Origin of the sequence: Desertivibrio insolitus (assembly GCF_017355965.1) — a bacterium.
GTDB lineage: Bacteria > Actinomycetota > Actinomycetes > Actinomycetales > Microbacteriaceae > JAFIQW01.
Genome location: NZ_JAFIQW010000001.1, coordinates 760,310 through 785,839, shown reverse-complemented (window position 1 = coordinate 785,839; position 25,530 = coordinate 760,310). Strand labels below are relative to the sequence as shown.

Annotated in this window: 24 protein-coding genes; 11 read left to right on the top strand and 13 right to left on the bottom strand. The window is 71.5% G+C overall.

What is annotated here, in order from left to right; translation table 11 throughout:
• Nucleotides 1-11: 11 nt before the first annotated feature.
• A complete protein-coding gene (locus tag JUB10_RS03800; RefSeq protein ID WP_207454308.1) occupies nucleotides 12-821 on the top strand; it encodes an aminotransferase class IV in 810 nt (269 codons plus the stop codon).
• Between the two features lie 12 nt (nucleotides 822-833).
• Here JUB10_RS03800 and JUB10_RS03795 read toward each other — a convergent pair whose 3' ends face one another.
• Nucleotides 834-1,388, bottom strand: a complete 555-nt coding sequence (locus JUB10_RS03795) for a GIY-YIG nuclease family protein (RefSeq protein ID WP_207454307.1) — start codon at nucleotides 1,386-1,388, stop codon at nucleotides 834-836.
• A gap of 107 nt (nucleotides 1,389-1,495) precedes the next feature.
• Here JUB10_RS03795 and JUB10_RS03790 point away from each other — a divergent pair, with 107 nt between their 5' ends.
• Genes JUB10_RS03790 through JUB10_RS03775 form a run of 4 tightly spaced genes read left to right on the top strand, consistent with a single transcriptional unit; the run spans nucleotide 1,496 to nucleotide 3,596 of the window.
• Nucleotides 1,496-2,185 carry an SOS response-associated peptidase gene (locus JUB10_RS03790; RefSeq protein WP_207454306.1) on the top strand — a complete coding sequence of 230 codons (690 nt, stop codon included), beginning with the start codon at nucleotides 1,496-1,498 and terminating at the stop codon, nucleotides 2,183-2,185.
• A gap of 3 nt (nucleotides 2,186-2,188) precedes the next feature.
• Nucleotides 2,189-2,746 (top strand): hypothetical protein, encoded by a 558-nt coding sequence (locus JUB10_RS03785; RefSeq protein ID WP_207454305.1) that lies wholly within the window; start codon nucleotides 2,189-2,191, stop codon nucleotides 2,744-2,746.
• On the top strand, nucleotides 2,743-3,327 hold the full coding sequence (locus JUB10_RS03780; RefSeq protein WP_207454304.1) for a hypothetical protein: 585 nt from the start codon (nucleotides 2,743-2,745) through the stop codon (nucleotides 3,325-3,327). The genes JUB10_RS03785 and JUB10_RS03780 overlap by 4 nt, the downstream gene beginning before the upstream one ends.
• Nucleotides 3,324-3,596, top strand: coding sequence for a hypothetical protein (locus tag JUB10_RS03775; RefSeq protein ID WP_207454303.1), 273 nt, complete (start codon nucleotides 3,324-3,326; stop codon nucleotides 3,594-3,596). Before JUB10_RS03780 ends, JUB10_RS03775 begins: the two co-directional genes overlap by 4 nt.
• On the opposite strand, the gene JUB10_RS03770 is transcribed toward JUB10_RS03775, so the two are convergent.
• From JUB10_RS03770 to JUB10_RS03750, 5 genes are all read right to left on the bottom strand, one after another.
• Entirely contained in the window at nucleotides 3,593-4,048 is a 456-nt protein-coding gene (locus JUB10_RS03770) for a hypothetical protein (RefSeq protein WP_207454302.1), read from the bottom strand. The two genes, JUB10_RS03775 and JUB10_RS03770, sit on opposite strands and share 4 nt — an antisense overlap.
• A gap of 31 nt (nucleotides 4,049-4,079) precedes the next feature.
• On the bottom strand, nucleotides 4,080-4,856 hold the full coding sequence (locus tag JUB10_RS03765; RefSeq protein WP_207454301.1) for an Fpg/Nei family DNA glycosylase: 777 nt from the start codon (nucleotides 4,854-4,856) through the stop codon (nucleotides 4,080-4,082).
• Entirely contained in the window at nucleotides 4,849-9,450 is a 4,602-nt protein-coding gene (locus tag JUB10_RS03760; protein ID WP_207454300.1) for an ATP-dependent helicase, read from the bottom strand. The genes JUB10_RS03765 and JUB10_RS03760 overlap by 8 nt, the downstream gene beginning before the upstream one ends.
• A gap of 222 nt (nucleotides 9,451-9,672) precedes the next feature.
• Entirely contained in the window at nucleotides 9,673-10,281 is a 609-nt protein-coding gene (locus tag JUB10_RS03755; RefSeq protein ID WP_207454299.1) for an alpha/beta hydrolase, read from the bottom strand.
• Between the two features lie 97 nt (nucleotides 10,282-10,378).
• On the bottom strand, nucleotides 10,379-10,861 hold the full coding sequence (locus JUB10_RS03750; protein ID WP_207454298.1) for a DedA family protein: 483 nt from the start codon (nucleotides 10,859-10,861) through the stop codon (nucleotides 10,379-10,381).
• Between the two features lie 144 nt (nucleotides 10,862-11,005).
• On the opposite strand from JUB10_RS03750, the gene JUB10_RS03745 reads away from it, so the two are divergent.
• Complete coding sequence (locus JUB10_RS03745; protein ID WP_207454297.1) at nucleotides 11,006-11,545, top strand: NUDIX hydrolase family protein; 540 nt, start codon at nucleotides 11,006-11,008, stop codon at nucleotides 11,543-11,545.
• Between the two features lie 213 nt (nucleotides 11,546-11,758).
• On the opposite strand, the gene JUB10_RS03740 is transcribed toward JUB10_RS03745, so the two are convergent.
• The gene (locus JUB10_RS03740) at nucleotides 11,759-13,276 is read right to left on the bottom strand and encodes a DEAD/DEAH box helicase (RefSeq protein ID WP_207454296.1); all 1,518 of its coding nucleotides are present in this window, start codon (nucleotides 13,274-13,276) and stop codon (nucleotides 11,759-11,761) included.
• A 315-nt stretch (nucleotides 13,277-13,591) separates the two neighbouring features.
• Between JUB10_RS03740 and JUB10_RS03735 the strand changes: the two genes are divergently transcribed.
• Entirely contained in the window at nucleotides 13,592-14,425 is an 834-nt protein-coding gene (locus JUB10_RS03735; RefSeq protein WP_207454295.1) for an alpha/beta fold hydrolase, read from the top strand.
• A gap of 148 nt (nucleotides 14,426-14,573) precedes the next feature.
• Nucleotides 14,574-15,914: an MFS transporter gene (locus tag JUB10_RS03730; protein WP_207454294.1), complete on the top strand. Its 1,341-nt coding sequence runs from the start codon at nucleotides 14,574-14,576 to the stop codon at nucleotides 15,912-15,914.
• On the opposite strand, the gene JUB10_RS03725 is transcribed toward JUB10_RS03730, so the two are convergent.
• Both JUB10_RS03725 and JUB10_RS03720 read right to left on the bottom strand, forming a co-directional pair.
• The gene (locus tag JUB10_RS03725; RefSeq protein WP_307859071.1) at nucleotides 15,911-16,510 is read right to left on the bottom strand and encodes a DUF1684 domain-containing protein; all 600 of its coding nucleotides are present in this window, start codon (nucleotides 16,508-16,510) and stop codon (nucleotides 15,911-15,913) included. The genes JUB10_RS03730 and JUB10_RS03725 overlap by 4 nt on opposite strands.
• Nucleotides 16,507-16,977, bottom strand: coding sequence for a hypothetical protein (locus JUB10_RS03720; RefSeq protein WP_207454293.1), 471 nt, complete (start codon nucleotides 16,975-16,977; stop codon nucleotides 16,507-16,509). Before JUB10_RS03720 ends, JUB10_RS03725 begins: the two co-directional genes overlap by 4 nt.
• Nucleotides 16,978-17,085: 108 nt before the next feature.
• Between JUB10_RS03720 and JUB10_RS03715 the strand changes: the two genes are divergently transcribed.
• Nucleotides 17,086-17,391, top strand: a complete 306-nt coding sequence (locus JUB10_RS03715) for a DUF427 domain-containing protein (protein ID WP_207454292.1) — start codon at nucleotides 17,086-17,088, stop codon at nucleotides 17,389-17,391.
• Between the two features lie 116 nt (nucleotides 17,392-17,507).
• On the opposite strand, the gene JUB10_RS03710 is transcribed toward JUB10_RS03715, so the two are convergent.
• From JUB10_RS03710 to JUB10_RS03700, 3 genes are all read right to left on the bottom strand, one after another.
• Nucleotides 17,508-17,963 carry a SprT-like domain-containing protein gene (locus JUB10_RS03710; RefSeq protein WP_207454291.1) on the bottom strand — a complete coding sequence of 152 codons (456 nt, stop codon included), beginning with the start codon at nucleotides 17,961-17,963 and terminating at the stop codon, nucleotides 17,508-17,510.
• Nucleotides 17,964-18,122: 159 nt separating this feature from the next.
• Nucleotides 18,123-19,238 (bottom strand): PQQ-dependent sugar dehydrogenase, encoded by a 1,116-nt coding sequence (locus JUB10_RS03705; protein ID WP_207454290.1) that lies wholly within the window; start codon nucleotides 19,236-19,238, stop codon nucleotides 18,123-18,125.
• A 311-nt stretch (nucleotides 19,239-19,549) separates the two neighbouring features.
• Nucleotides 19,550-20,404 (bottom strand): spermidine synthase, encoded by an 855-nt coding sequence (locus JUB10_RS03700; protein ID WP_207454289.1) that lies wholly within the window; start codon nucleotides 20,402-20,404, stop codon nucleotides 19,550-19,552.
• Between the two features lie 46 nt (nucleotides 20,405-20,450).
• Here JUB10_RS03700 and JUB10_RS03695 point away from each other — a divergent pair, with 46 nt between their 5' ends.
• Nucleotides 20,451-20,996 (top strand): gamma carbonic anhydrase family protein, encoded by a 546-nt coding sequence (locus JUB10_RS03695; RefSeq protein WP_207454288.1) that lies wholly within the window; start codon nucleotides 20,451-20,453, stop codon nucleotides 20,994-20,996.
• Here JUB10_RS03695 and JUB10_RS03690 read toward each other — a convergent pair.
• The gene (locus JUB10_RS03690; RefSeq protein WP_307859069.1) at nucleotides 20,969-21,736 is read right to left on the bottom strand and encodes a spermidine synthase; all 768 of its coding nucleotides are present in this window, start codon (nucleotides 21,734-21,736) and stop codon (nucleotides 20,969-20,971) included. The two genes, JUB10_RS03695 and JUB10_RS03690, sit on opposite strands and share 28 nt — an antisense overlap.
• A gap of 271 nt (nucleotides 21,737-22,007) precedes the next feature.
• On the opposite strand from JUB10_RS03690, the gene rpoB reads away from it, so the two are divergent.
• The gene (rpoB, locus tag JUB10_RS03685) at nucleotides 22,008-25,502 is read left to right on the top strand and encodes a DNA-directed RNA polymerase subunit beta (RefSeq protein WP_207454407.1); all 3,495 of its coding nucleotides are present in this window, start codon (nucleotides 22,008-22,010) and stop codon (nucleotides 25,500-25,502) included.
• Nucleotides 25,503-25,530: the final 28 nt, after the last annotated feature.

Here is a 25,530-nt window from a genome sequence, read left to right as displayed (position 1 = left end):
ACGCTAACCCTATGAGCGAGCGCCCCTCCGCCCGGCCCGCGCCCCTGCAGCGGTGGCGGGGTGAGGCGTTGGAGCCGGTCGACGCCTGCGAGACGGGCGAGGTCGCCGTCGTCGCGGCGGATTCGTGGCTCGTCGTCGACGGACGCGTGCTCGCGCTCGACCTGCACCGCACCCGGTTCCTCGAGGCGCTGCCCGCCGAGTGGCGCGACCGCGGCGAGGAGTTCTTCGACGCCGCCGTCGCCGCGATCCCGCGGCAGGGCGAGTGGTTCCCCCGCGTCGACCTGCGGGGCGAGGGCGACCGGCTCGAGCTGCAGCTGCGCATGCGGCCGGCACCCGAGCGCACCCGCTGGGTGGTCGTCGCCACCCACCGCGGCCCCGACCCCCGGCGCGAGCCCAACGTGAAGGGGCCGGACCTCGCGACGATGCTGCGGCTGCGCACCGAGGCGCAGCAGCGCGGCGCGGGCGAGGCGATCCTCGTCTCGCCGGAGGGCTACCTCGTGGAGGGCGCGTACAGCGGGCTCGCCTGGTGGCGCGGCGATCTGCTCTGCTTCCCCGCGCACGACCTCGATCGCGTCGACTCCGTCACCGCCCGCACTCTCGAGACGCTCGCTTCAGCCCTCGGCGTCGAGGTGCTGCACGAGCACGTCACCGCGTCGGAGCTCGACGGGCACGAGGTGTGGACGCTCAGCGCTCTGCAGGGCATCCGCATAGTGACGCAATGGGTCGACGGGCCGCAGCTCGCCGAGCTGCCCGGACGGCTCGACCTGTGGCGCCGCCGCCTCGAGTCGCTGCGCCGCCCGCTGCCCGCGGCGCCGCTCTAAGGAGCGCCACGGCTACCGGTCGAGCGCCTCGCTCACCCACCGGGCGTACAACTGCCATGGGTCGTCAACCCCGGCCCTCAGGCGCTCGACGTGGGCGAGCAGCTCGTCGTGGATCTCGAACCACTCCGTGCCCGGCGCGCGGTGCGCCGCGAACTCCGAGTGCCGTCGCTGCTCGAGCGGACGGCCGCCGCGCTCGAACGCCAGCACCTCGTCGAACAGCAGCGCGGCGAAGCGCTGCCGTGGATTGACCGTCGTGCCGATCTTGATGCGGTCGCGGTAGCGCAGGTAGTAGACGACGTCGACGCGGGCGACCTCGACCTCGGCATCCGGCGCCTCGCCGAGCCTCCACTCGCACACGCCGCAGATCCAGCCCGACGGGTACCGCACGCCGAGCCGCGAGCCGCAGACGAGACAGGGCGACGGCAGCACGTCCGCGACGCCGACGTCGCGAGCCACCCACTCGTACGCCTCCAGCAGGTGCCGGGTGCACAGCGGCAGCGGGGCGTCCTGCTGCGCCGGCTGTCCGCAGTCGCGGATGTCGCAGCGCGAGGCATCCGGGGTCGTCATGCCGTCACCGTACGCGCTGCCACCGACGGCGAGGGCCCCGCCCCGAGGCTGAGCACCCTCGGGGTCGCACCGACCACAGTGTCGGGGGAGCGGCGCACAATGGAGGCATGTGCGGGCGTTTCGTCACCACCTCGAGCGTCCACGGCGCCGTCGCCACGCTGCTCGAGGAGAGCTGGTCGCTGCCCGAGAACTACAACGTGGCGCCGACCGAGGAGGTGCCCGTCGTGCGCGAGCGCGAGGGGCGGCGCGAACTCGTGCCGGTCCGCTGGGGAATGGTGGCGCCGCGCTCGCCGGTGTTCGGCGGCGGCAAGCCGGTCATCAACGCGCGCATCGAGACGGTCGCGAGCAACGGGTTGTTCAAAGGTCCGTTCGAGAAGGGCCGCGTCATCGTGCCCGCGGCCGGCTACTACGAGTGGGTTCGGCTGCCCGACGGGTCGAAGCAGCCGCACTTCATCCAGGACCCCGACTCCGACCTCGCGATGGCGGGCGTCGTCCGCGCCTGGCGCGACCCGGCGAAGGGCGACGACGACCCGGACAAGTGGCGCCTGTCGATGTCGATCATCACGCGCGATGCCCACGTCGCCCCCGGGGAGGTGCACGACCGGATGCCGGCCTGTCTCACCCCCGACGCCTACGACGCGTGGCTCGGCGGCGACCTCGATGCGGAGGAGGTGCTCGCCCTGCTCGATCGCGTCTCGGTCGAGGTGGCGCACGAACTCATGCACTATCCCGTGAGCAAGGCCGTCAACAGCCCGCGCAACAACGGACCCGAACTCATCGCCCCACTGGAGAGCTGAGCCGTGATCCCCCGCCGCACGCTGACGCAGACGGTGGGGAACCCCTTCGTGTGGGTGCTGCTCGTGATCGGTGCGGCAGGGGCGTTCGGCGCGTACCGCTCCTACGTCGACGCGTACGTCGCCCGGTTCACGTTGCAGAGCACCGGCGGCGGCATCGAGTCCGCCGGCTTCGAGCGCGAGCAGCAGCTGCAGGCGACCGTGCAGTTCGCCCCGACGGCGTTCGCGGCGGGCCTGCTCACGGCCGCGGCGGGCATCCTCGTGCTCGCGTTGCGCTGGCCCCGACGGATGCCGCTGCTCAACCCCTTCGCGCTCCTGCTCGTCGTCATCGGCGGAGTCGTGATCGCGAACGGGGTGGCGAGCTACGGCTACGGGCGCTCCGTGCTGCGCGGCGACGCCGTGCTGCCGGTGGACGTGACGGCAACGGGTTTCGCCGCGATCGACTTCGGCGGATACTTCGGACCGGCGATGACCGCGGCGGGGGTCGCGATGATCGCGGGCGGCATCATGGCGATCGCGGTGACGACTGGGTTACCGTGGCGACGACAGGCAGGGGAATCATGACCGAGTCGACGTTCGATCCGCGCTACGACCCGGCGTTCCAGCGCGGGTACGTGCCGCGCCCGCAGAACCCGGGGCAGGCCGTCGTCTCGCCCGTGAGCCCTGACGACCTGGCCGATCCGCAGCGACCGGTTCCCGGACGCCGGAGCGCCGCACGGCCCGCGTTCGCGATGCCGGATGCATCCGTAGCCCCGCCCGCGCCCCGCGTCGCCGCCCCCGTGCCTCAGCAGCAGCAGACGCCGCCCGCCGAGCAGCTGGCCGAGCCCCAGGCGACGGATGCCGCCGAGCCCGAGCGCGAGACCGAGGAGGAGATCCGGCGCCCCTTCGTCAAGGAGCTGCTCAACCCCTTCGTCTGGGTGCTCATCGTCGGCGGCGCACTGCTCGCGATCTGGGGGCGGGAGAGCTACTTCGACGCCTACCGGCGGCAGTCGCAGCTGCAGTTCAACCAGGACGGCCAGTCCGACACCCAGGCCGAGCTCGAGAGCCTCTGGGCGGTGATCCAGTTCGCCCCGACCCTCTTCGGCGCCGGACTCGTCATCGCGGCGGCCGGCCTCGTCGTGCTCGCGATGCGCTGGCGGCGGTGATCCGCGGGCTGCGCGCCGCGCTCCGGAACCCCTTCGCCTGGCTGCTCGCGCTGACCGGCGTCGTGCTCGTCGCCACCGGCGTGTGGAAGTTCCGGTACTCCGTGGCGCTGCAGACCGGGCGAGAGCGCTACCCCGACATCGACGACATCGGCTACACGTACGCCCTCATCAACGAGGGCTTCCGTCTCGCGCCCTGGTACGTGGGCGTGGGGCTCCTCTGCGTCGTGTGCGCCGTCGCGGCCGTGGCGCTCCGTGTTCGGCGCCGCTAGAGCACCTGCTCCTCCGACTGCTGCAGGCCGCGCAGCACCCCGACCACGCCGACCACCGCGAGGGCGATGCCGACGAGCGTCGGCAGCCAGACCATCTCGAACGCGGAACCGGAGGCGAAGCTGTCGAGGAACGCGTCCCAGAAGTGCGGTGAGAACGGCGGCACGGGCGGCATGGTCATGAGGAACCCCGAGACGAGCCCGGTGAAGATCCCGAGCCCGACGCCGACCGCGGTCACGAGGAGGAACCCCGGGAACCCGGCGGCCGTCAGCGGATGCCCCGCGCCGAAGCGGTACAGCCAGGCCGCGAGCACCGGCACGAGCGCGGCCACGATGCCCGCGATGTAGCCGAGCCCGCCGAGGATGGCGAAGAGGGCGATCCCGATGGGGATCGCGAGTGCGGCCGTGAAAGTGCCGCGGACGACGTGTTCGACGGGTACCGGTGTCTCGAGCATGAGGTACCCCCTCTCCCCACTCAGCAGTCAATCAGGTCTGGCAGCGGGGGCACCAGTAGCTGTCGCGGAGTTCGAGGTCGGAGTCGCCGAGCATCCCGTGCTGAATGGGGGTGCCGCAGCGAAGGCAGGGTTTGCCGGCGCGGCCGTACACGAACGCGGTCGTTCCGCGGAGGTTGCCGGTCGTCGTGCGCTCGGTGCGGTCTTTGTTGGCGAGCAGCAGGCGGCGGGCGAGGTCGACGGTCTTCTCCAGCTGCGGCACCTCGCCGACCGGCCGCGTCGGCAGCACCCCGCGCAGGAAGCAGAGCTCGGCCCGGTACACGTTGCCGATGCCGGCGAGGTTGCGCTGGTCGAGCAGCGCGAGCCCGATCTCCCGCTCGGGCTTCGCGCGGAGGTTGGCGAGGGCGCGGTCGGCGTCCCAATCGGGTCCGAGCAGGTCGGGCCCGAGGTAGCCGACGACCTCGTCCTCCTCCGCGGTGGGGACGACCTCGAGGATCCCGAGGTCGAACCCGACCGCGACCCAGTCGGCCGTTTCCAGCACGACGCGGGCCTGGAACGCGGGCCGCTTCCACTTCGAGCCGTGGCGGTACAGGTGCCACGAGCCCTCCATCTTGAGGTGGCTGTGCACGGTGACGTCGCCGATGCGGTGCAGCAGGTGCTTGCCGCGGCTGACGACCTCGTGCAGCACCTGCCCGCTGAGGTCGACGGTGGCGTACTTCGGCACGCGGAAGTCGGACTTGGTGATCGTCTGTCCCGCGATCGCGGCCTGCATGTTGTGCGCGGCGCGGTAGACGGTGTCGCCCTCAGGCACGCAGCCTCAGTCCCTGCGGGGCGGCGGCGAAGCCGGCCTCGCGCAGCGCGTCGCCGAGAGGGGTGCCGAGCACGAACTCGCCGTCGACCTTCTCCACCGTCAGCTTGCCGAGCCCGCGCCGCACGACCGAGGCGACGGATGCCGCGGCGGCGGCTAGCTTCGCCGCGTCGCCGGTGAAGGTCAGCAGCGTCTTCCCGCCGCGCTCCACGTAGAGCGCGAGCGCGCCGTCGACGAGCACGACGAGCGCGCCCGCCTTGCGGCCGGGACGGTGCCCGCGCTTCTCGTCATCCCCGGAGGCCGGCCACGGCAGGGCCGCGCCGTAGGGGTTGGCGGGATCTGTCGCGGCGAGGGTGACGGCGGCGTTGGGGGCGGCCGCGTCGGGAGCGAGGGCGTAGCGGCGGAGCCGGTCGACGGTCGCGCCGGTCGCGAACTGGGCGGCACCGAGCTGCTCGACGAAGTAGCCGCGGCGGGCCCGGCCGGTCTCCTCGAAGCGGCTGAGCACTCGATAGACGGTGGAGAAGCCGCCGCGGATGCCCTCGCTGGCGACGGCGCCGCGGGTGACGACGCCGTGCCGCTCGAGCAGCAGCTCGGCCGTGGCGGCGGCGCGCACCGTGGCATCCGCCTCGGCGAGCGGCAGGATCGACCAGCGTCCACCGGCGCTCGGCGGGCCGGACTGGGTCGGCATCGTCGGGCGCGCGCGACCCCGGTAGGCGCGGGCGCGGGGCTGACGCCGGGTCGCGGACGCCTTGCCGCCGACGTGGGAGCGGAGCGGGGCGAACGTGTCGTTGGTGACGAGCCCTGCCCAGACGAGATCCCAGATCGCGGTGAGCAGCTCCTTGTCATCCGTCGAGCCGACGGCGTTGGAGAGCTGGCGGAAGAAGTAGGCGCCGCCGCCTGCGAGCGACGCGAGCACCTCGCGCTGCAGCGCGGTCGTCTCCTCGCCCGTCGGGTCGGGCAGGGTGAGCGGCGCGGTGTCGGCGAGGTGCAGGCTGACCCAGCCGTCATTGCCGGCGAGCGAGCCGTTGCCTGACCAAAGCACTTCGCCCGTGCTCGTGAGCTCGTCGAGCATCGAGGGGGAGTAGTCGCGCACGCGGGCGGGAAGGATGAGTGTCTCCCAGGCACTCGCGGGCAGGGCGACGCCGGCGAGCTGCTCGATCGCGCTGAGCACGCCGTCGATGCCGCGCAGCGACCCGTCCGCGTGCTGCCACTCGGGCAGGAACCGGCCGAGGGTCGGTTGGTCGACGGGCTCGACCTCCTGCCGCAGCGCGGCGAGCGACCGCGTGCGCAGTCGGCGGAGCACTTCGGGGTCGCACCACTCGCTCGCCTGCCCGTCGGGGCGGAACTCGCCCTCCACGAGGCGGCGCGAGCTGCCGAGCCGCCGCAGGGTGTCGAGCACGACCGCGATGCCGAGTCCGAAGCGCTCGGCGACGGATGACGCGGCGAACGGCCCGTGAGTTCGGGCGTAGCGGCTGACCAGGTCGCCGAGCGGATCCTCGACGGGGGAGAGGAACGCGACGGGCACCCCGATCGGGATCGGCACACCGAGCGCGTCACGGAGGCGGGCGGCGTCCTCGACGATCGCCCAGCGCTCCTCGCCGCCGATCGTGGCGCGGAGAACACGGTTCGCCCGGGAGAGCTCGGCGAGCGTGGCCGGCAGCGCCGAGACATCCGTCGCCTCGGGGTCGACGCGGGCGGCGAGCTCGTCGACGCTGAGCGGTCCGAGGATACGCAGCAGGTCGACGACGCCCTCCGCGCCCTTGAGCCTGCGCTCGGGCGTGAGTCGCTGCAGGTCGGCCTCGACCTGGTCGAGCACCTTCGGGTCGAGCAGCTCGCGCAGCTCCGCACGGCCGAGCAGCTCGGAGAGCAGGGTGGGGTCGAGGGAGAGCGCGGCGGCGCGGCGCTCGGCGAGCGGGGAGTCGCCCTCGTACATGAACGCGGCGACGTAGCCGAAGAGCAGCGACCGGGCGAACGGCGACGCCTGCTCGGTCTGCGTCTCGACGATGCGGATGCGGCGGGAGGAGATCTCGCCGGTCAGCTGCATCAGGGCGGGCAGGTCGTAGACGTCCTGCAGCACCTCGCGCACGGTCTCGAGCACGATCGGGAAGGTCGAGTACTTGCGGGCGACCTCGAGCAGTTGCGAGGCGCGCTGGCGCTGCTGCCAGAGGGGCGAGCGGCGGCCGGGGTTGTAGCGGGGCAGCAGGAGGGCGCGTGCGGCGCACTCCCGGAAGCGGGAGGCGAAGAGCGCGGAGCCGCCTACCTCGTCGGTGACGAGCGTCTGCAGCTCGTCGGCCTCGAACACGAACAGCTCGGCCCCGGGCGGCTCCGCGTCGGTGTCGGGGATGCGCACGACGATGCCGTCGTCGCTCGCCATCGCGGCGCCGTCGAAGCCGTGCCGCTCGCGCACGCGGGCGTTGACCGCGAGGGCCCACGGCGAGTGCACCGGCAGGCCGAACGGGGAGTGCAGCACCAGCCGCCAGTCGCCGAGTTCGTCGCGGAAACGCTCGACGACGAGGGTGCGATCGGTGGGCACGTGTCCGGTCGCGGCCTTCTGCTCCTCGACGAAGGCGATGAGGTTGGTGACGGCGCGGTCGTCGAGGCCGCTCGCGGTCACGCGCTGCCGCGCTTCCTCAAGCGAGCCGCCCGCGATGTCGCGGACGAACGAGCCGATGGCGCGGCCGAGTTCGGCGGGGCGGCCGAGCCCGTCGCCCTTCCAGAACGGCACACGGCCGGGCTGCCCGAAGGCGGGGGTGACGAGCACGCGGTCGTGCGTGATCTCCTCGATGCGCCAGCTCGTCGCGCCGAGCGCGAAGACGTCGCCGACGCGCGACTCGTAGACCATCTCCTCGTCGAGCTCGCCGACGCGGTTGCCCACCGCGGACTCGCCGCCGACCATGAACACGCCGAAGAGCCCGCGGTCGGGGATCGTGCCGCCGCTCGTCACCGCGAGGCGCTGGGCGCCGGGGCGGCCGCTGATCGTGCCCTTGACGCGGTCCCATACGAGGCGCGGGCGGAGCTCGGCGAACTCGTCGCTCGGGTAGAGGCCGCTCAGCAGATCGAGCGTCGCGTCGTACGCGCTGCGCGGCAGCGTCGCGAACGGCGCGCTGCGGCGCACGGTGTCGTACCACTCGTCGACGTCGAGCTGATCGAGCGCGGTCGCCGCGACGGTCTGCTGCGCGAGGATGTCGAGCGGGTTCTGCGGGATCGAGAGCTCCTCGATGAGTCCGTCGATCATCCGCTCGGCCGCGACGGCGGAGTGGATGAGGTCGGCCCGGTGCTTGGGGAACAGCACCCCGCGGGAGATCTCGCCGACCTGGTGCCCGGCGCGACCGACGCGCTGCAGGCCGGATGCCACGGACGGCGGTGCCTCGACCTGCACGACGAGGTCGACGGCGCCCATGTCGATGCCGAGCTCGAGCGAGCTCGTCGCGACGACGCAGCGCAGCCGACCGGACTTGAGGTCGTCCTCGATGATGGCGCGCTGGTCCTTGCTGACGGAGCCGTGGTGGGCGCGGGCGAGGATGGGCTCGGCGCCGGAGGTCGTGCCGGAGCCGCCGAGCAGCTGCGCGGGCGGGCTCGTCGTCGGCGGGGTGGGGCGGCCGACCTCGGCTTCGGCGGTCGCTGCGCCGACGAGCGCGGGCTCCGCGCCATCCGTCTGCCAGACGAGCCGCTCGGTGTACACCTCGTTCAAACGCGCGGTGAGCCGCTCGGCGAGGCGGCGGGAGTTCGCGAACACGATGGTCGAGCGGTGCCGGAGCACCTCGTCGACGATCGCCTCCTCGACGTGCGGCCAGATCGAGCCCTGCTGCGGCTCCGTCGCCCCGGCCGTCGAGCCCTCGACCGGGCCGGTGGCGCCGAGCTCGGTCATGTCGTCGACGGGCACGACGACGCGCAGGTCGAAGCGCTTGTCGGCGGCAGGTCGCACGATCGTGACGGGTCGCCCGCCGCCGAGGAAGCGCGCGACCTCTTCGGCCGGACGCACGGTCGCGGAGAGCCCGATGCGCTGCGCCGGCTTCGGCAGCAGCTGGTCGAGGCGCTCGAGGGAGACGGCGAGGTGGGCGCCGCGCTTGGTCGCCGCGACGGCGTGCACCTCGTCGAGGATCACGGTCTCGACGCCCGCGAGGGTCTCGCGCGCGGAGCTCGTGAGCATCAGATAGAGAGACTCTGGCGTCGTGATGAGGATGTCGGGCGGCGACTTCTGCAGTGCGCGGCGGTCGCTCGAGGGCGTATCGCCCGAGCGGACGCCGACCGTGACCTCGGGCGGCTGCATGCCGAGGCGCTTCGCCGTCTGCGTGATGCCCACGAGCGGGGCGCGGAGGTTGCGCTCGACGTCGACGCCGAGGGCCTTGAGCGGCGAGATGTAGAGCACGCGGGTGCGCTGCTGCGGGTTCTCCGGCAGCGGCTGCGAGGCGAGCCGATCGATCGAGGAGAGGAACGCCGCGAGGGTCTTGCCCGAGCCCGTCGGAGCGATGACGAGGGCGTGACTGCCCGCCGCCGTCGCCTCCCACGCCCCGGCCTGGGCGTCGGTCGGTGCCGCGAAGGCACCACGGAACCACTCCCGGGTGGCGGGGGAGAAGCGTTCGAGCGCGTCGGTCATTGCGCTCAGCATCACATCGACCACCGACATTTCGCTGATCACGGGCTGAAGCCGTGGGCGAACGGCGCCCCGACCCTGCGCTCGCCCGGGGGCGGCCGCCCGTGGCGCCGCACGTTGCCGAGCAGAGCCGGGGAGACATCCGGTCGCGTCACGGATTCGGCGATCGGTAGCGAGATTCCGCTGCGTGACGCAGAAAGCGCGGCACGAGTGCGCCGAGTGCTCTCAGCCGACGACGCGGATGAACTCCTGCACGTCCTGCAGCTGCGCCCCGTTCACGCCGTGGCCGAGCCCCTCGTAGATGCGCTCCGTCATCGTCGTGTGCAGCGGCAACCACGTCTGCGTGTACTCGACGAGCGAGCCCGGGATGACGTCGTCGATCGTGCCGCGCCCCCAGAACACCGGAGGAGCGACGCGGGCGAGCTCCTCGTCGCCGGGGTTCTCGTCGGGCATGACGAAGCCGGCGAGGTTGACGGCATAGCGGAAGAACCGCGGGCGGTGCCGCAGCAGCTGCGTCGCGATGGCGCCGCCCTGCGAGAACCCGAGCACGCCGACCGAGGTGTACGAGAGCGTGTCGATCCAGTCGAGCAAGGCGACGGCCGAGGCATCCGCGTGCTCCCCGGTCCGCTCGCCGGCCGGATACCAGGCGAAGCCGCCCAGGTGAGGGATGGGGGCGCGCACCGAGGCGAGCACCGGGCCGAGCGGCAGGTAGGGGCCGAGCCCGAAGAGGTCGCCCTCGTGCGAGCCGAGCCCGTGCAGCAGGATCAGCAGCGGCCGGCCGGCCCGCTCGCGTTCTGGCGCCGACCACATCACGGCGCCCGGATCGATCCGCATGCTGTCTCTCCTCGTCCCGCCGCCGATGTCGGCGGCTCCCGCCACTCTGCCGCCATGACCTCCGGATGCCCCGGATGCCGTGCCTCCGCGGCGCGGCTCACTGCTGCTCGGCGAGCTCCGCTCGGTTGGCGCGTTCCTCCCGGCGGTGCTGCCACACGAAGAAGCCGACGACGGCGGCGAGCACCACGACCACCGCCGCCGCGCCCCAGGGCGACGACAGCGCGGACCACAGGGCGGCGAGCCCGATGGTGGCGTAGACGAGCCCGTAGAGCAGGCACCCCGGCAGCATCGCCAGCGTGTAGACGATCCACCGCATCCGGCTCGCCCCCGCGGCGGCGTTCATCGCGGTCTTGAATCCGATCGTGAGGAAGCTCGCCGTCACGACGGGCGGACCGTAGCGGTTGAGCAGGTCGCGGGCGCGCGACATGCGCGCGCCGAGGCGGCGGCCGACCGGATGTCTGCCCGCGCCGGTGACCGCGAGGCGGGCGATCCAGTAGGTGGCCTGCGAGCGGGCGAAAATGATGGCCGTCATGCCCGCGAAGATGCCCCAGAAGCCTGCTTGGAGCAGCGCGTCAGGCATCGGGCGACTCCCTTCCGGCGGTCGGTCTCATCCTTCCACCGCGGCGCTCGCCGGTGCAGGGAAAGTGTCCCGACGGCCTCTTCGAGCGGTCACGCCCGGCCGCCCGCGGCATGGAAGCACTGGTGACGGGGGTAAGAATGGGGCATGGCCTCTGTGGGAACTCCCGATCCGAACTCCGGCTGGCTGTCCGACGACGAGCTCGCCGAGATCCGGCGCCGGCTGCCGCTGCTCTACGTCGAGGCGGTTCCCGTGCGCACGGACGGGATGGGGGTCGTCACCGAGGTCGGCGTGCTGCTGCGCGTCAACACGGCGGGCTCGATCACCCGCACCCTCGTGTCGGGCCGCGTGATGTACGGCGAGAGCCTGCGCAGCGCGCTGTTCCGTCACCTCGAGAAGGACCTCGGCCCGATGGCGTTCCCGCAGCTGCCGCCGTCGCCGATCCCGTTCTCGGTCGCGGAGTACTTCCCGCTGCCCGGCGTCGCCCAGTACTACGACGAGCGCCAGCACGCGGTGTCGCTCGCCTACGTCGTGCCGGTGACCGGTACGTGCGAGCCCCGCCAGGACGCGCTCGAGCTCACCTGGATGACGCCGACCGAGGCCGCCTCCGACGCGGTCTACGCCGAGATGGAGGGCGGCCGCGGCGCGCTGCTGCGCTCGGCGCTCGCCTCCGTCGGCGCGCTCTGACGCGCCGCGCGATCGTGGCTCCGTGGCGCTCTTGAAGGAGCCGCCGCCGGCGTAAGTTGCCGCGCGGGCGGGAGCTTCGGCGCGCTCGTCGCGTCACGTCGCTAGCTGATTGGGCTCTCCGGCACGGGAAGCCCCAACGCCGACAACCCGCCACAACGCCGAAGCGGCCGCCGAGTGGTTCCCCACCCGACGGCCGCTTCTGTTCGAAGAGAATCAGCGCCCGCTGCGACGCCCCGCGCCGCTGCCGCTGCCGCGAACCACGTCGCCGACGCGGATCGGACGGGCCGAGCCCGACGACTGCGCACGACGGTTCGTGCGACCGGCGGATGCCGCGCCGCCGCGCGCCTCGGGGGCGGCGTGCGACTCGCGCACCTGACGCTCCGGGGTGCGGGTCGTGGTCTTCGCGTCGGGGCGACCGGAACGGTCGCGGCGGGCACGCCGCGGCGCGGCATCCGCCCCACCGCGAGCCTCGCGGGCCTCGCGCTTGCGCTGGGCGTTGGCGCCCTGCGAGCGCCCGCCGCCCTGCTGCTGCTGAGCCTGGCGCGGAGCCGGCGCGACCTTGGGGGCGATCTCGCCCACGAGGGCGACGACGACGGGGGAGTCCGCATCGACCGCGACCGGGGTCGCGGTGATCGCGGCCTTGCGCAGCAGCGTCTTGACGTCGCTCTGCTGGCCGGGGAGCACGACGGTCACGACGTCGCCCTCGCTGCCGGCGCGGGCGGTGCGGCCCGAGCGGTGCAGGTACGCCTTGTGCTCGGCCGGCGGGTCGACGTGGATCACGAGCTCGACGTCGTCGACGTGCACGCCGCGGGCGGCGACGTCGGTCGCGACGAGCACCCGCACCTCGCCCGACGAGAACGCCGCGAGGTTGCGGTCGCGCTGGCCCTGCGAGAGGTTGCCGTGCAGGTCGACGGCGGGGATGCCGGAGTCGCTGAGCTGCTTCGCGAGCTTCTTGGCGTGGTGCTTGGTGCGCATGAAGAGGATGCGGCGGCCGGTGCCCGAGGCGAGCTTCTCGACGAGACGCTTCTTCTCGTCGGCGCCGGCGACCTCGTACACGTGGTGCGTCATGGCCGCGACCGGCGAGGTGGCCTCGTCGACCGAGTGCAGCACCTCGTTGTGGAGGAAGCGCTTCACGAGCTTGTCCACGCCGTTGTCGAGGGTCGCGCTGAAGAGCAGGCGCTGGCCGTGCTCGGGGGTCTTCGCGAGGATGCGCGTGACGACCGGCAGGAAGCCGAGATCGGCCATGTGGTCGGCCTCGTCGAGCACCGTCATCTCGACGGCGTCGAGGGAGACGAAGCCCTGCTGCATGAGGTCCTCGAGGCGGCCGGGGCAGGCCACGACGATGTCGACGCCGGCCTTGAGGGCCGCGACCTGTCGGTTCTGGCTCACGCCGCCGAAGATCGTCGTGTGCTTGAGGCCGTACGCCTCGGCGAGCGGCGCGAGCACGGCGCTGATCTGCGTCGCGAGTTCGCGCGTCGGGGCGAGCACGAGCCCGAGCGGACGGCCGGCACGACGCGAGCCGCCACCGAGGGCGCCGCCGATGCGGGCCGCGAGCGGGATGGTGAAGGCGAGGGTCTTGCCCGAGCCGGTCTTGCCGCGGCCGAGCACGTCGCGCCCGGACAGGGTGTCGGCCAGCGTGTCCTGCTGGATGGGGAACGCCTCGGTCTTCCCGTCGGCCGCGAGGGCGGCGACGAGAGGAGCGGGCACGCCGAGATCGGCGAAGGTGGTCATGCGAATGCCTTTCGGGGCAGCGAGGAATCAGCTGCCGGAATGGAATGGGCGAAGGTGCCGGTCGGCACGTCCGTTCGCCGGAGAAAGTGTCGGGCCACGTGGAGGGCCGAGGAAGCGTTCTACGACGCAGGCAGCGCACGATGGCGCCGCGAGTACCTCAACCCTAGCGGATGCCTTCGTCGCGCCGCCCGGCGGGGCTTCACGCGCCCCCGTTCTGGGAGTCTCCCGAGGGAAAGCCCAGCCGCCGAACACCCACGCTTCCTAGCGTCGAACCCCGTGATGGGCGCGGACAGCGCTCAGAGAGAAAGGACCTTCATGGCCTACATCACGGTGGGAACCGAGAACTCCAGCGACATCGACCTCTACTTCGAGGACCACGGCTCGGGACAGCCGGTCGTGCTGATCCACGGCTACCCCCTCGACGGCGACTCCTGGGAGAAGCAGACCGCCGCCCTGCTCGAGGCGGGCTACCGCGTCATCACCTACGACCGCCGAGGCTTCGGCAAGTCGAGCCGCCCGACGACCGGCCACGACTACGACACGTACGCCGCCGATCTCCGCGCGGTGCTGACCACCCTGCAGCTGCGCGACGCGATCCTCGTCGGCTTCTCGATGGGCACCGGCGAGGTGGCCCGCTACCTCTCCACCTACGGCTCCGACGGGGTCGCGAAGGCCGCGTTCCTCGGCTCGCTCGAGCCGTTCCTGCTGCAGACCGACGACAACCCCGACGGCCTGCCGCAGTCGACGTTCGAGCCGTTCCTCGAGGCGGCGAAGAGCGACCGGTACACGTGGTTCACCGAGTTCTTCAAGAACTTCTTCAACACCGACGAGAACCTGGGCAGCCGGATCAGCGAGGACGCCCTGCACGCCAACTGGATCACCGCGATCGGGTCGTCGCCGTACTCGGCCGTCTGGGCGCAGCCGACCTGGCTCACCGACTTCCGCGCCGACATCCCGAAGATCGACGTTCCGACGCTGATCGTGCACGGCACCGCCGACCGCATCCTGCCGATCGACAACACCGGGCGCCGCTTCGCGAAAGAGCTGCCCGCGGCCGAGTACGTCGAAATCGAGGGCGCGCCGCACGGCATGCTCTGGACCCACGCCGACGAGATCAACGCCGCGCTACTGGGCTTCGTGCAGCGCTGACGCGGCGTCATCCGTCGCCCATCCGGACGGATGACTCGGGCGGGGTGTCCTCAGGGCGCCCCGCCCCTTTTCATGCCGGTAGCCGGATGTCACGAACTTGCCGCCCCCGCGGCGACCTGCGTTCAATGGCGGGAACCGAAGGGGACGGATGTCTGACACCAAGCTGCACCTGAGCCGCGCCGAACGCCTCGACCGGCTGCCCTTCACGCGGCGCCACCTCACGCTGCTCGGCGGCTCCGGCATCGGCTGGGCGCTCGACGCCCTCGAGGTCGGCCTGATCTCGTTCGTGATCGCGCAGCTCTCGGTCACCTGGGGCTCCGACGCGGCGGCCCTGTCGTGGGTCGCGTCCGCCGGCTTCGCCGGGATGGCGATCGGAGCCGCCGTCGGCGGACTGCTCGCCGACCGCATCGGCCGGCGCAACGTCTTCGCCATCACGCTGCTCGTCTACGGCGTCGCCACCGGACTCTCCGCGCTCGCCTGGTCGGTCGGCGTGCTCATCGCGCTGCGCTTCGTCGTGGGGCTCGGCCTCGGCGCCGAGCTGCCCGTTGCGTCGACCCTCGTGTCGGAGTTCGCGCCCCGCCGCATCCGGGGCCGGGTCGTCGTCATCCTCGAGGCGTTCTGGGCCCTCGGCTGGACCGGCGCCGCGCTGCTCGGCTACCTCGTCATCCCCGCGAGCGAGAACGGCTGGCGTTGGGCGCTGCTCGCGGGCGCGCTGCCCGCCGTGTGGGCCGTCGTCATCCGCTGGCGCCTGCCGGAGTCGGTGCGCTTCCTCGAGGCGCGCGGCCGCCACGCGGAGGCCGAGCGCTCCGTGCGCCAGTTCGAGGAGAGCGCGGGCGTGCCCGCCCCCGCGGATGCCGCGGCCGACCTCGCCCCGACCCCGCCGGAGCGCACCCGCGTGGCCGACCTGTTCGCGCCGGCCCTCCGCCGCCGCACCATCGCAGTCTGGCTCGTCTGGTTCACCGTGAACTTCTCCTACTACGGCGCGTTCATCTGGCTGCCGAGCCTGCTCGTCGCGGCCGGCTTCCCGCTCGTCCGCTCGTTCGAGTACACGCTGCTCATCACGCTCGCGCAGCTGCCGGGCTACGTCGCATCCGCCTGGCTCGTCGAGCGGTGGGGGCGGCGCCTCACGCTCGCGACCTTCCTGCTCGGGTCGGCCGTCGCGGCGTCGCTGTTCGGCTTCGGCGCGGTCAGCGGGTCGGAGGTGCAGATCCTCGCGTTCGGCGCGCTGCTGTCGTTCTTCAACCTCGGGGCGTGGGGCGCGCTGTACGCCGTGACGCCCGAGCTCTACCCCACCCCGCTTCGCGGCACCGGCTCCGGCTGGGCCGCGGGTGTCGGCCGCACCGCGTCGATCCTCGCGCCGCTCGCGGTGCCGCCCGTGCTCGCGCTGGGTGGCCCGATCGCGCTGTTCGTGCTCTTCGGCGCCGTGTTCGTCGTCGCCGCCGCGGGCGCGTTCGCGCTGCCCGAGCTGAAGGGGCAGCCGCTCGACTAGTGGCGCTCGCCGACGGGGATCGGCACCGCGACCGTGTTGCCGGTCTGCGCGAGCGGGCACGCCCACATCGGGTCGTACGCGCACGAGGGGTTGTAGGCGAAGTTGAAGTCGACCACGATGCTGCCGGGAGTCGAGCCCGGCCCCAGGTCGGCACCCTTCACGGTGTCGAGCAGGTAGCGCCCGCCGCCGTACGTGTCGGGCGAGGGGTCCTTCACCGGCAGGAACAGCCCACCGCCGTACGAGGCGAGCCGCCAGACATCCAGCGTCCCGACATCCGGCACCTGCACGACGCCGATCCGCTCGAACGGCACGACGCCGTCGGTGCCGGTCTCGACCTCGAGCCGCTGCTCCTCGGTCGGCTCGAGCTGCAGCTCGAAGCGCCACGCGGGGTCGTACTCGGCGACCGGCAGGCCGCCGAAGCCGTCGCGGTGCTCGGGCAGCAGCGGGGTCGACGGATGACTCGCGAACAGCGCGTCGCGACCGGTCGCCCAGTCGCGGTGCGCGGCGGCGGCATCCGGGTTCTCGCGCACACGCTCGTACAGCGCGAACACGCGGCGCCGCCAGTCGGCCACGTCGAGCGCGGTCTGCGCGCTCACCGCCACGACCTCGCGAGGCTCCGCAGCCGCACCGCGCGGTACTGCCAGAACGCCCACATCGACAGCCAGACGAGCGGCGTCAGCGCGCCGGCGCCGACGCGCAGCCGGTCGCGGAAAAGTGTGCGCCCGCCGGGCAGCGCCGACACGGCCATCGTGTGCTGCCACTCCGTGACGAGGCCGAGCGAGCCGCCCGTGCCGCCGCCCTCGTCGACGACCATCCGCACGCCGTCCGGCCGCTCGACGAAGTGCGGCTCGATGCGCTGCCGCCCGAACGGGACGACCCCGAGCGCGTCGATCGCGACCTCGTGCGGCTCGCCGTCGTGCCACTCGTCGGGGAAGCCGCCCGGCTCGAGCGATCGCATCACGAGCACGGGCTTCACGAGCGCGATGAGGTTCGCCGGCTCCTTGATGGCGCGCCACGCGGCATCCGGGTCGCAATCGAGTTCGAGCTTCAGCAGCACGCGCATGATCCGGAGTCTGACACCGCGCACCTGGAGACGCCCCCAGAGAACGCCCCCGCTGGAATACAGGTGCGAGTCCTACGGTTGCCCCGACAAAGAGCCGAAGGAGGACCCATGGCGAAGGCAGTACTCGGAGACACCGTGATCGCGGAGGCACCGCAGGAGGACCTGATCCAGATCGAAGGCAACTGGTACTTCCCGCCGTCGGCGGTGAAGGAGGGTCTGCTCGAGAAGAGCCCGACCCCCTACACGTGTCCGTGGAAGGGCGCGTGCCAGTACTTCAGCGTCAAGGACGGCGACAAGCTGCTGCAGGACCGCGCCTGGAGCTACCCGGAGGTCTACCCGAGCGGCATCGAGCGCGTCGGCAAGGACTTCAGCAACTACGTCGCGTTCTGGAAGGAAGTTCAGGTCGTCGCCTGACGGTTCCTCTTTCTATGCGGAGGCGGTCACCTTGCGGTGGCCGCCTTCTCGCGTCTCCGCCACCCGTCGGTCGAGTAGCGGCGCAGCCGCGTATCGAGACCCTTGGCCTCGGCCCCTCAAGCCGCCCGCTTCCTCCACACGATCGCGTTCGCCGCATCGAACCGCCGCGAGCACTTCGCGCAGCTGAGCGGACGCGCGGGCGCCCGGTACCGGTAGTGCTCGTGCCCGGCCGGGCAGGTGCCCACCCACGGCGCGTACTCGGACGCGACGGGCCCGTCGTGCGTGCGCTTGCCCACGTAGCCGATGTCCGCCGCGATTCGCTTCCACTCCGGGCCGTGCCCGGTGCGCGGCCCCGCCATCGCGTGGGCGACCTCGTGCAGCAGCACCTGGTGGATGTCGTCGTCCTCGAACTTCGCCGCGAGGTACCGCGACACCGTGATGCGCTTCGCCGTGTAGTTGCACTGCCCCGCCCGCGTCTTCGCGGTGTCGAAGCCGAACGTCCACACGGAGGGGTCGAGGTGCATGGCGATGAGGGCCTCCGCCCACACCCGCACTCTCGACAGGTCCGCCATGGGCAGAACCATAACCGCGCCCACGGACACGGATGAGCAGGCGGGGCCGGATGCGGCGGGGCTCTCAGTCGCCCCTGGCCGAGGTCACAGGAGAGCGACGAGGTCGCCGCGCGCGCACCCACGGTACCGGCGGTTCGGTGTGACCTCGCGGCCGACGCGTCAACCCACCGGAGCGAGTTCCACCCGCAGCAGCTTGTCGTCGCCGGCCCGCGGCGACCCGCGGCCGTCGGTGTTGTTCGTGAGCAGCCACAGCGAGCCATCCGGTGCCACAACCGCGTCGCGGATGCGGCCGAACTGCCCCGGGTAGAAGCCCGTAGCCGTGGTCTGCGCGCCCGGATAGATCGCCCACAGCTGCTGCCCGCGCAGTGCCGCCATGAAGAGCGTCGAGTCGACGTAGGCGAGACCGCTCGGGCTCGCATCGGAGGTGGCCCACTGGTAGACGGGGTTGAGGAAGTCGGCGTTGTCGCTGATGCCCTCGACGACGGGCCAGCCGTAGTTGCCGCCCGGGGTGATCGCGTTGAGCTCGTCCCAGGTGTTCTGGCCGAACTCCGCCGCCCAGAGGTTGCCGTCGCGGTCCCACGCGATGCCCTGAGGGTTGCGGTGGCCGAGCGAGTAGACGAGCGAGCCCGGGGTCGGATTGTCGGCAGGCACGTCGCCCTCGGGCGTCATCCGCAGGATCTTGCCCGAGAGGCTCGCCGGGTCCTGCGCCGCGTCGCGCTGCTGGGCGTCGCCCACGGTCGCGTACAGCTGCCCGTCCGGTCCGAACTTGATGCGGCCGCCGTTGTGGGTCTGGTTCTTCGTGATGCCGGTGAGGATGTCCTCGGGCGCGCCGAGCGAGTACGACCCGGCTGTGCCGCTCAGCGGCATCCGCACGATCCGGTTGTCGGAAGCCGCGGTGAAGTAGGCGTAGAGCCATCCGTCCTGCAGGGCGAGCCCGAGCAGCCCGCCCTCGCCGCCCGGCTCGACGCCCGCGATACTGCCGACCTCTCGGACGGTGCCGTCGGGCAGTAGTTCCTTAACCAGTGCGGTGTCGCGCTCGCTGATCAGCGCGCCGCCGCCCTCGAGCGGCACGACCGACCACGGGGCCTCGAGGTCCGACGCGAGCACCTGCGGCTCACCGGCCGGCTGCACGGGTGGCGGCGGCGGCTCCGGGGTGCTCGAACTCGGCGCCGGGGTGGGCGTCGGCGCGGGGGCGGCCTCGCCGCCGCCGGTCTGCGGGGTGGAGCATCCGGCGAGCAGCAGCGTCGCCGCCAGGAGGGTCGCCGTTCTGCGCATGGCGGTCATCCTGGAACCGAAGGCTGGGAGAACGGATGCCTCGTGCGCCCGCCCCTGCGCGAGATGTCGCAAACGGTTGCTCGCGCCCCGCGGGAGCAACCATTCGGGACATCTCGGGCAGGCTGGCGCTCGGCCCTCCGCTCCGGATGTCACTAGGGGCTGTTCTCACGGCGTGGGAGCAACCATTCGGGACATCTCGCCCCGGGCAAACGCTCGACGCTCCGCTCGGATGTCGCAAGTGGTTACTTCCGGCTCGCGGCAGCAATCATTCGCGACATCTCGCCCTTCCGGGCGGTTCAGGAACCGGGGGGCTAGTCCCGCCGCACCTGAAACACCGTGCGCCCTGGCAGGGGAGACGGCACCGCCGTGGCATCCGTCACGACCTGCGCGCCGCCGATCCAGTCGGCGAGCTCGGCCCCGGCCACGGCCTTCGACGGCCACGGGTCGCCCGCGAGCAGCCGCGGCAGCCGGTCGAGCGGCAGCGGCTGGGCCGACCCCAGCAGCACCACATTGCCGAAGCGGCGCCCCTTGAGCATCGTCGTGTCGGCGACGGCGGCCACGTGCTCGAGCACGGAGCTCAGCGTCGCCGCCTGCGAGCGCACGAACTGCAGTTGCGCGTTGTCGGCCACGTTGACGGCGACGACGCCGTGCGGCGCGAGCAGGCTCACCACCTGCCGGTAGAACTCGACGGAGGTCACATGCGCCGGCGTCTGAGGCCCGGCGAACACGTCGACGACGACGAGGTCGGCCGAGCCGGTCAGTCCCGCGGGCAGCTTGCCGAGCGTCTCGCGCGCGTCGCCGTAGCGCACCCGCACCGAGGCGCCCTTCGGCAGCGGCAGCTCGCGCCGCACGAAGTCGACGAGGTCGCTCTCGAGCTCGAGCACCTGCTGCCGCGAGCCCGGCCGCGTCGCCTCGACGTAGCGGGGCAGCGTCAGGGCGCCGGCGCCGAGATGCACAGCCGTCATCGGACCCGGCGGCAGCAGGTCGATGGCGTGCGCGATGCGGCGGATGTACTCGAAGTGCAGGTTCGTCGGGTCGTCGAGGTCCACGTGCGACTGCGGCGTGCCGTCGACCACGAGCGTGTACGAGCCGGGGGAGTGCCGGTCCTCCTCGATGCGCGCGAGTCCGGCCGCGATGCGGATCTCGGGTACGTCACTCACCGGCATCCGCTTTCATGGGCATACCTGATTCTCCCAACAGGAAGGCGCGGTCATGACCGTTCTCCCGCTCGGCGACGCGGTTCCGGATGTCTCGCCGTCGGCGTTCCTCGCCCCGTCCTCGACCGTCGTCGGCCGGGTCACGCTCGCCGCGGGCGCGAGCCTCTGGTACTCCGCCGTGCTCCGGGCCGAGGACGCGCCCATCACGATCGGCGAGGAGTCCAACCTGCAGGACGGCGTCGTCGGCCACACCGACCCCGACTTCCCGCTCAGGGTCGGCGCCCGCGTCAGCGTCGGCCATCGCGCGGTGCTGCACGGCTGCACGATCGAGGACGACGTGCTCGTCGGCATGGGCGCCGTCGTACTCAACGGTGCCCGCGTGGGCAGCGGCTCGCTGATCGCGGCGGGCGCGGTCGTGCCGCAGGGCGCCGAGATCCCGCCCGGCTCGCTCGTCGCGGGCGTGCCCGGCAAGGTGCGCCGCGAGCTGACCGCGGAGGAGGTGGAGCACATCCGCCAGAACGCGGCGACCTACGTCGGCAAGGCCGAGCTGCACCGGCAGGCGCTCGCCGCGGCTCAGGCCGGGGGTTCGGCGGAGGAGTAGAGCTCGACGGATGCCGGGTGCGGCCCGGCCGCGCGGAGCGCCGCGACCCACTCGGGGCCGAACGGCTGCCCGGAGCCGACGAGCACCGCGTTGCCCGCGAGGCGGGCCGCGAGTACCGACGGCGCGCCGAACGCGGCGACGTGGGGAAGCGCGGCCCGCAGCCCCGTGAGTTCGCGTGCCGCCGCGCCCACGCGCACGGGAGCGTTCACCACGACGACGCCGGCCGGCACGAGCAGCGCGGCGACCGACCGGAAGAATCCCGGCTCCGACAGGTGCGGCGGCACCTCGCCGCCGCTGAACACGTCGACGACGACCACGTCGAACTCACGACCGCTCAGCCGGGAGAGTTCGGCCCTCGCGTCGCCGACCAACAGCTCGGGCGTGTCGCGCAGCGGCAGCTGCTCGAGCACGAAGCGCAGCAACGCCCCGTCGAGCTCGACCACCGTCTGAGCCGAGCCGGGCCGCGTCGCCGCGAGGTAGCGAGGGATCGTAAGGGCGCCGGCGCCCAGGTGCAGGGCGGTGACGGGTGCCCCGGGCGGAGCCGCGAGATCGAGCACCGAGCCGATGCGGCGCACGTACTCGTACGGCAGCCGCGAGGCATCCGTCGGGTCCAACTGCGACTGCTCGTGGCCGTCGAGCACGAGCGTCACGAGGGTCGCATCGAACTCGTCGCGCTCGAGGGAGACGTGCCGTCCGTCCGGCAGCCGGATGCCCGCGAGCCGCGGATTCTCGGGGTTCACGCCCCCAGTCTGCGGCCCTCGGTGGGCGGGAATGGAACCAGGGGGAGCGTCGTTATACCGGAGACGCTCACAGAGGTCAAGAAACCACTGGACATACAGACGTGTGTCGGCCTACTATTGACCTTTGCGCTCCCAGATACCCCTGACCGTCATATTGCGGACGGCTGGCGCGCCCCGAGTATAGCGGCGGGGCGGTTCCCTCCTCAGGATCCTGGTGAGACTTCTCACTACCGACAGTTATAGCCCGACGGGGCTCACGGAGGTCATACCTTTGGCTGCTGCGCGCAACGCAACTACCAATTCATCCCCCAAGAACGGTCGAGGCGCATCCCGTCTCTCGTTCGCGAAGATCACCGACACGCTGACGGTCCCCGACCTTCTGGCGCTTCAGACGGAGAGCTTCGACTGGCTCGTCGGCAACGACGAGTGGAAGACGCGTCTCGCGGAGGCACAGGAGCAGGGCCGGACGGATGTCGCGGTCAAGAGTGGCCTCGAGGAGATCTTCGAGGAGATCTCGCCCATCGAGGACCTCGGCGAGACCATGCAGCTCTCGTTCACGAACCCCGAGCTCGAAGAGGCCAAGTACTCCATCGAGGAGTGCAAGGAGCGTGGCAAGACCTACGCGGCTCCCCTCTACGTCGAGGCCGAGTTCATGAACCACATGACCGGTGAGATCAAGACCCAGACGGTCTTCATGGGCGACTTCCCGCTCATGACCGAGAAGGGCACCTTCATCATCAACGGGACCGAGCGCGTCGTCGTGTCGCAGCTCGTCCGTTCGCCCGGTGTGTACTTCGAGCGCGCCGTCGAGAAGAACTCCGACAAGGACATCTACTCGGCCCGCATCATCCCCAGCCGCGGTGCCTGGCTCGAGTTCGAGATCGACAAGCGCGACCAGGTCGGCGTCCGCATCGACCGCAAGCGCAAGCAGTCGGTCACGGTCTTCCTCAAGGCCCTCGGCCTCACGAGCGAGGAGATCCTCGACCGCTTCAAGGGCTACGAGTCCATCGAGGCGACCCTCGAGAAGGACGGCATCCTCACCCGCGAGGAGGCCCTGAAGGACATCTACCGCAAGCTGCGTCCGGGCGAGCAGGTCGCCGCGGAGGCCGCTCGGTCGCTGCTCGACAACTTCTACTTCAACCCGAAGCGCTACGACCTCGCCAAGGTCGGCCGCTACAAGATCAACCGCAAGCTCGGCCTCGACGCGCCGCTGAGCGACTCGGTGCTGACCGTCGACGACATCGTCGCGACGATCAAGTACCTCGTCGCCCTGCACCGCGAGGACAAGACGCTGAACGGTGTGCGTGACGGCGAGCCGGTGCAGATCCGCCTCGACGTCGACGACATCGACCACTTCGGCAACCGTCGCATCCGTGCCGTCGGCGAGCTCATCCAGAACCAGGTGCGCACCGGCCTCAGCCGCATGGAGCGCGTCGTCCGCGAGCGCATGACGACGCAGGACATCGAGGCGATCACGCCGCAGACCCTGATCAACGTGCGACCCGTCGTCGCCGCGATCAAGGAGTTCTTCGGCACCAGCCAGCTGTCGCAGTTCATGGACCAGAACAACCCGCTCGCGGGTTTGACCCACAAGCGTCGCCTGTCGGCGCTCGGCCCCGGTGGTCTCTCCCGTGAGCGCGCCGGCGTCGAGGTCCGTGACGTCCACCCGTCGCACTACGGCCGCATGTGCCCGATCGAGACCCCGGAAGGCCCGAACATCGGCCTCATCGGTTCGCTCGCGTCGTTCGCGCGCATCAACTCGTTCGGCTTCATCGAGACCCCGTACCGCCGTGTCGTGAACGGCAAGGTCACGACGCAGATCGACTACCTGACCGCGAGCGAGGAGGACGACTTCGTCGTCGCTCAGGCCAACGCTCCGCTCACCGCCGACAACTCCTTCGCCGACGAGCGCGTGCTCGTCCGCCGCAAGGGTGGCGAGGTCGAGCTGGTCGAGCGTGACATGGTCGACTACATGGACGTCTCGCCGCGCCAGATGGTGTCGGTCGCGACCTCGCTCATCCCGTTCCTCGAGCACGACGACGCGAACCGCGCCCTCATGGGTGCGAACATGCAGCGCCAGGCCGTTCCGCTGCTCCGCAGCGAGAGCCCGGTCGTCGGTACCGGTATGGAGGGCTACGCCGCCATCGACGCCGGTGACGTGATCACCGCCGAGAAGGCCGGTGTCGTCGCCGAGGTCTCCGCGGACGTCGTCACTGTGCAGCTCGACGAGGGCGGCACGCAGGAGTACTACCTCCGCAAGTTCGACCGCTCCAACCAGGGCACGAGCTACAACCACCGTGTCATCGTCAGCGCGGGCGACCGCGTCGAGGCCGGCGAGGTCATCGCCGACGGCCCCGCGACGGAGAACGGCGAGCTCGCGCTCGGCAAGAACCTCCTCGTGGCGTTCATGTCGTGGGAGGGCCACAACTTCGAGGACGCGATCATCCTCAGCCAGAACCTGGTGAAGGACGACACCCTCTCCTCGATCCACATCGAGGAGTACGAGGTCGACGCCCGCGACACCAAGCTCGGCAAGGAGGAGATCACCCGCGATCTGCCCAACGTGAGCCCCGAGCTGCTCGCCGACCTCGACGAGCGCGGTGTCATCCGCATCGGTGCCGAGGTCCGCCCCGGCGACATCCTCGTCGGCAAGGTCACGCCGAAGGGCGAGACCGAGCTCAGCGCCGAGGAGCGCCTGCTCCGCGCGATCTTCAACGAGAAGAGCCGCGAGGTTCGCGACACCTCCCTCAAGGTGCCGCACGGCCAGGAGGGCACCGTCATCGGTGTGAAGGTCTTCGACGCTCAGGAGGGCGACGACGAGCTCGGCTCGGGCGTCAACCAGCGCGTCGTGGTCTTCATCGCTCAGAAGCGCAAGATCACCGAGGGTGACAAGCTCGCCGGCCGTCACGGCAACAAGGGCGTCATCGCGAAGATCCTCCCCGTCGAGGACATGCCGTTCCTCCCGGACGGCACCCCGGTCGACGTGATCCTCAACCCGCTGGGTATCCCCGGTCGCATGAACTTCGGTCAGGTGCTCGAGGTCCACCTCGGGTGGGCCGCGAAGAACGGCTGGAAGGTCGAGGGCAACCCCGAGTGGGCGGAGAACCTGCCCGAGATCGCCCGCGAGGCCGCTCCCGGCACCAAGGTCGCGACCCCGGTGTTCGACGGCGCTGCGGAGGCGGAGATCGCCGGCATCCTCGACTCGACGCTCCCGACCCGTGACGGCGACCGCCTGATCGACTCGTCGGGTAAGACGATCCTGTTCGACGGACGTTCCGGTGAGCCCTTCCCGATGCCCATCTCGGTCGGCTACATGTACATCTTGAAGCTGCACCACCTGGTCGACGACAAGATCCACGCGCGTTCGACCGGTCCGTACTCGATGATCACCCAGCAGCCGCTCGGTGGTAAGGCGCAGTTCGGTGGTCAGCGCTTCGGTGAGATGGAGGTGTGGGCCCTCGAGGCCTACGGCGCCGCGTACGCCCTCCAGGAGCTCCTCACGATCAAGTCCGACGACATCCTCGGCCGCGTCAAGGTGTACGAGGCGATCGTCAAGGGCGAGAACATCCAGGAGCCCGGTATCCCCGAGAGCTTCAAGGTCCTCATCAAGGAGATGCAGTCGCTCTGCCTGAACGTCGAGGTCCTCTCGGCCGACGGCCAGGCGGTCAGCCTGCGCGACACGGACGACGAGGTCTTCCGTGCGGCGGAGGAGCTCGGCATCAACATCTCCTCGCGGTTCGAGTCGTCGACCATCGACGACATCTGATCGCCCCCGTCATCCGCTTTTTGAATAA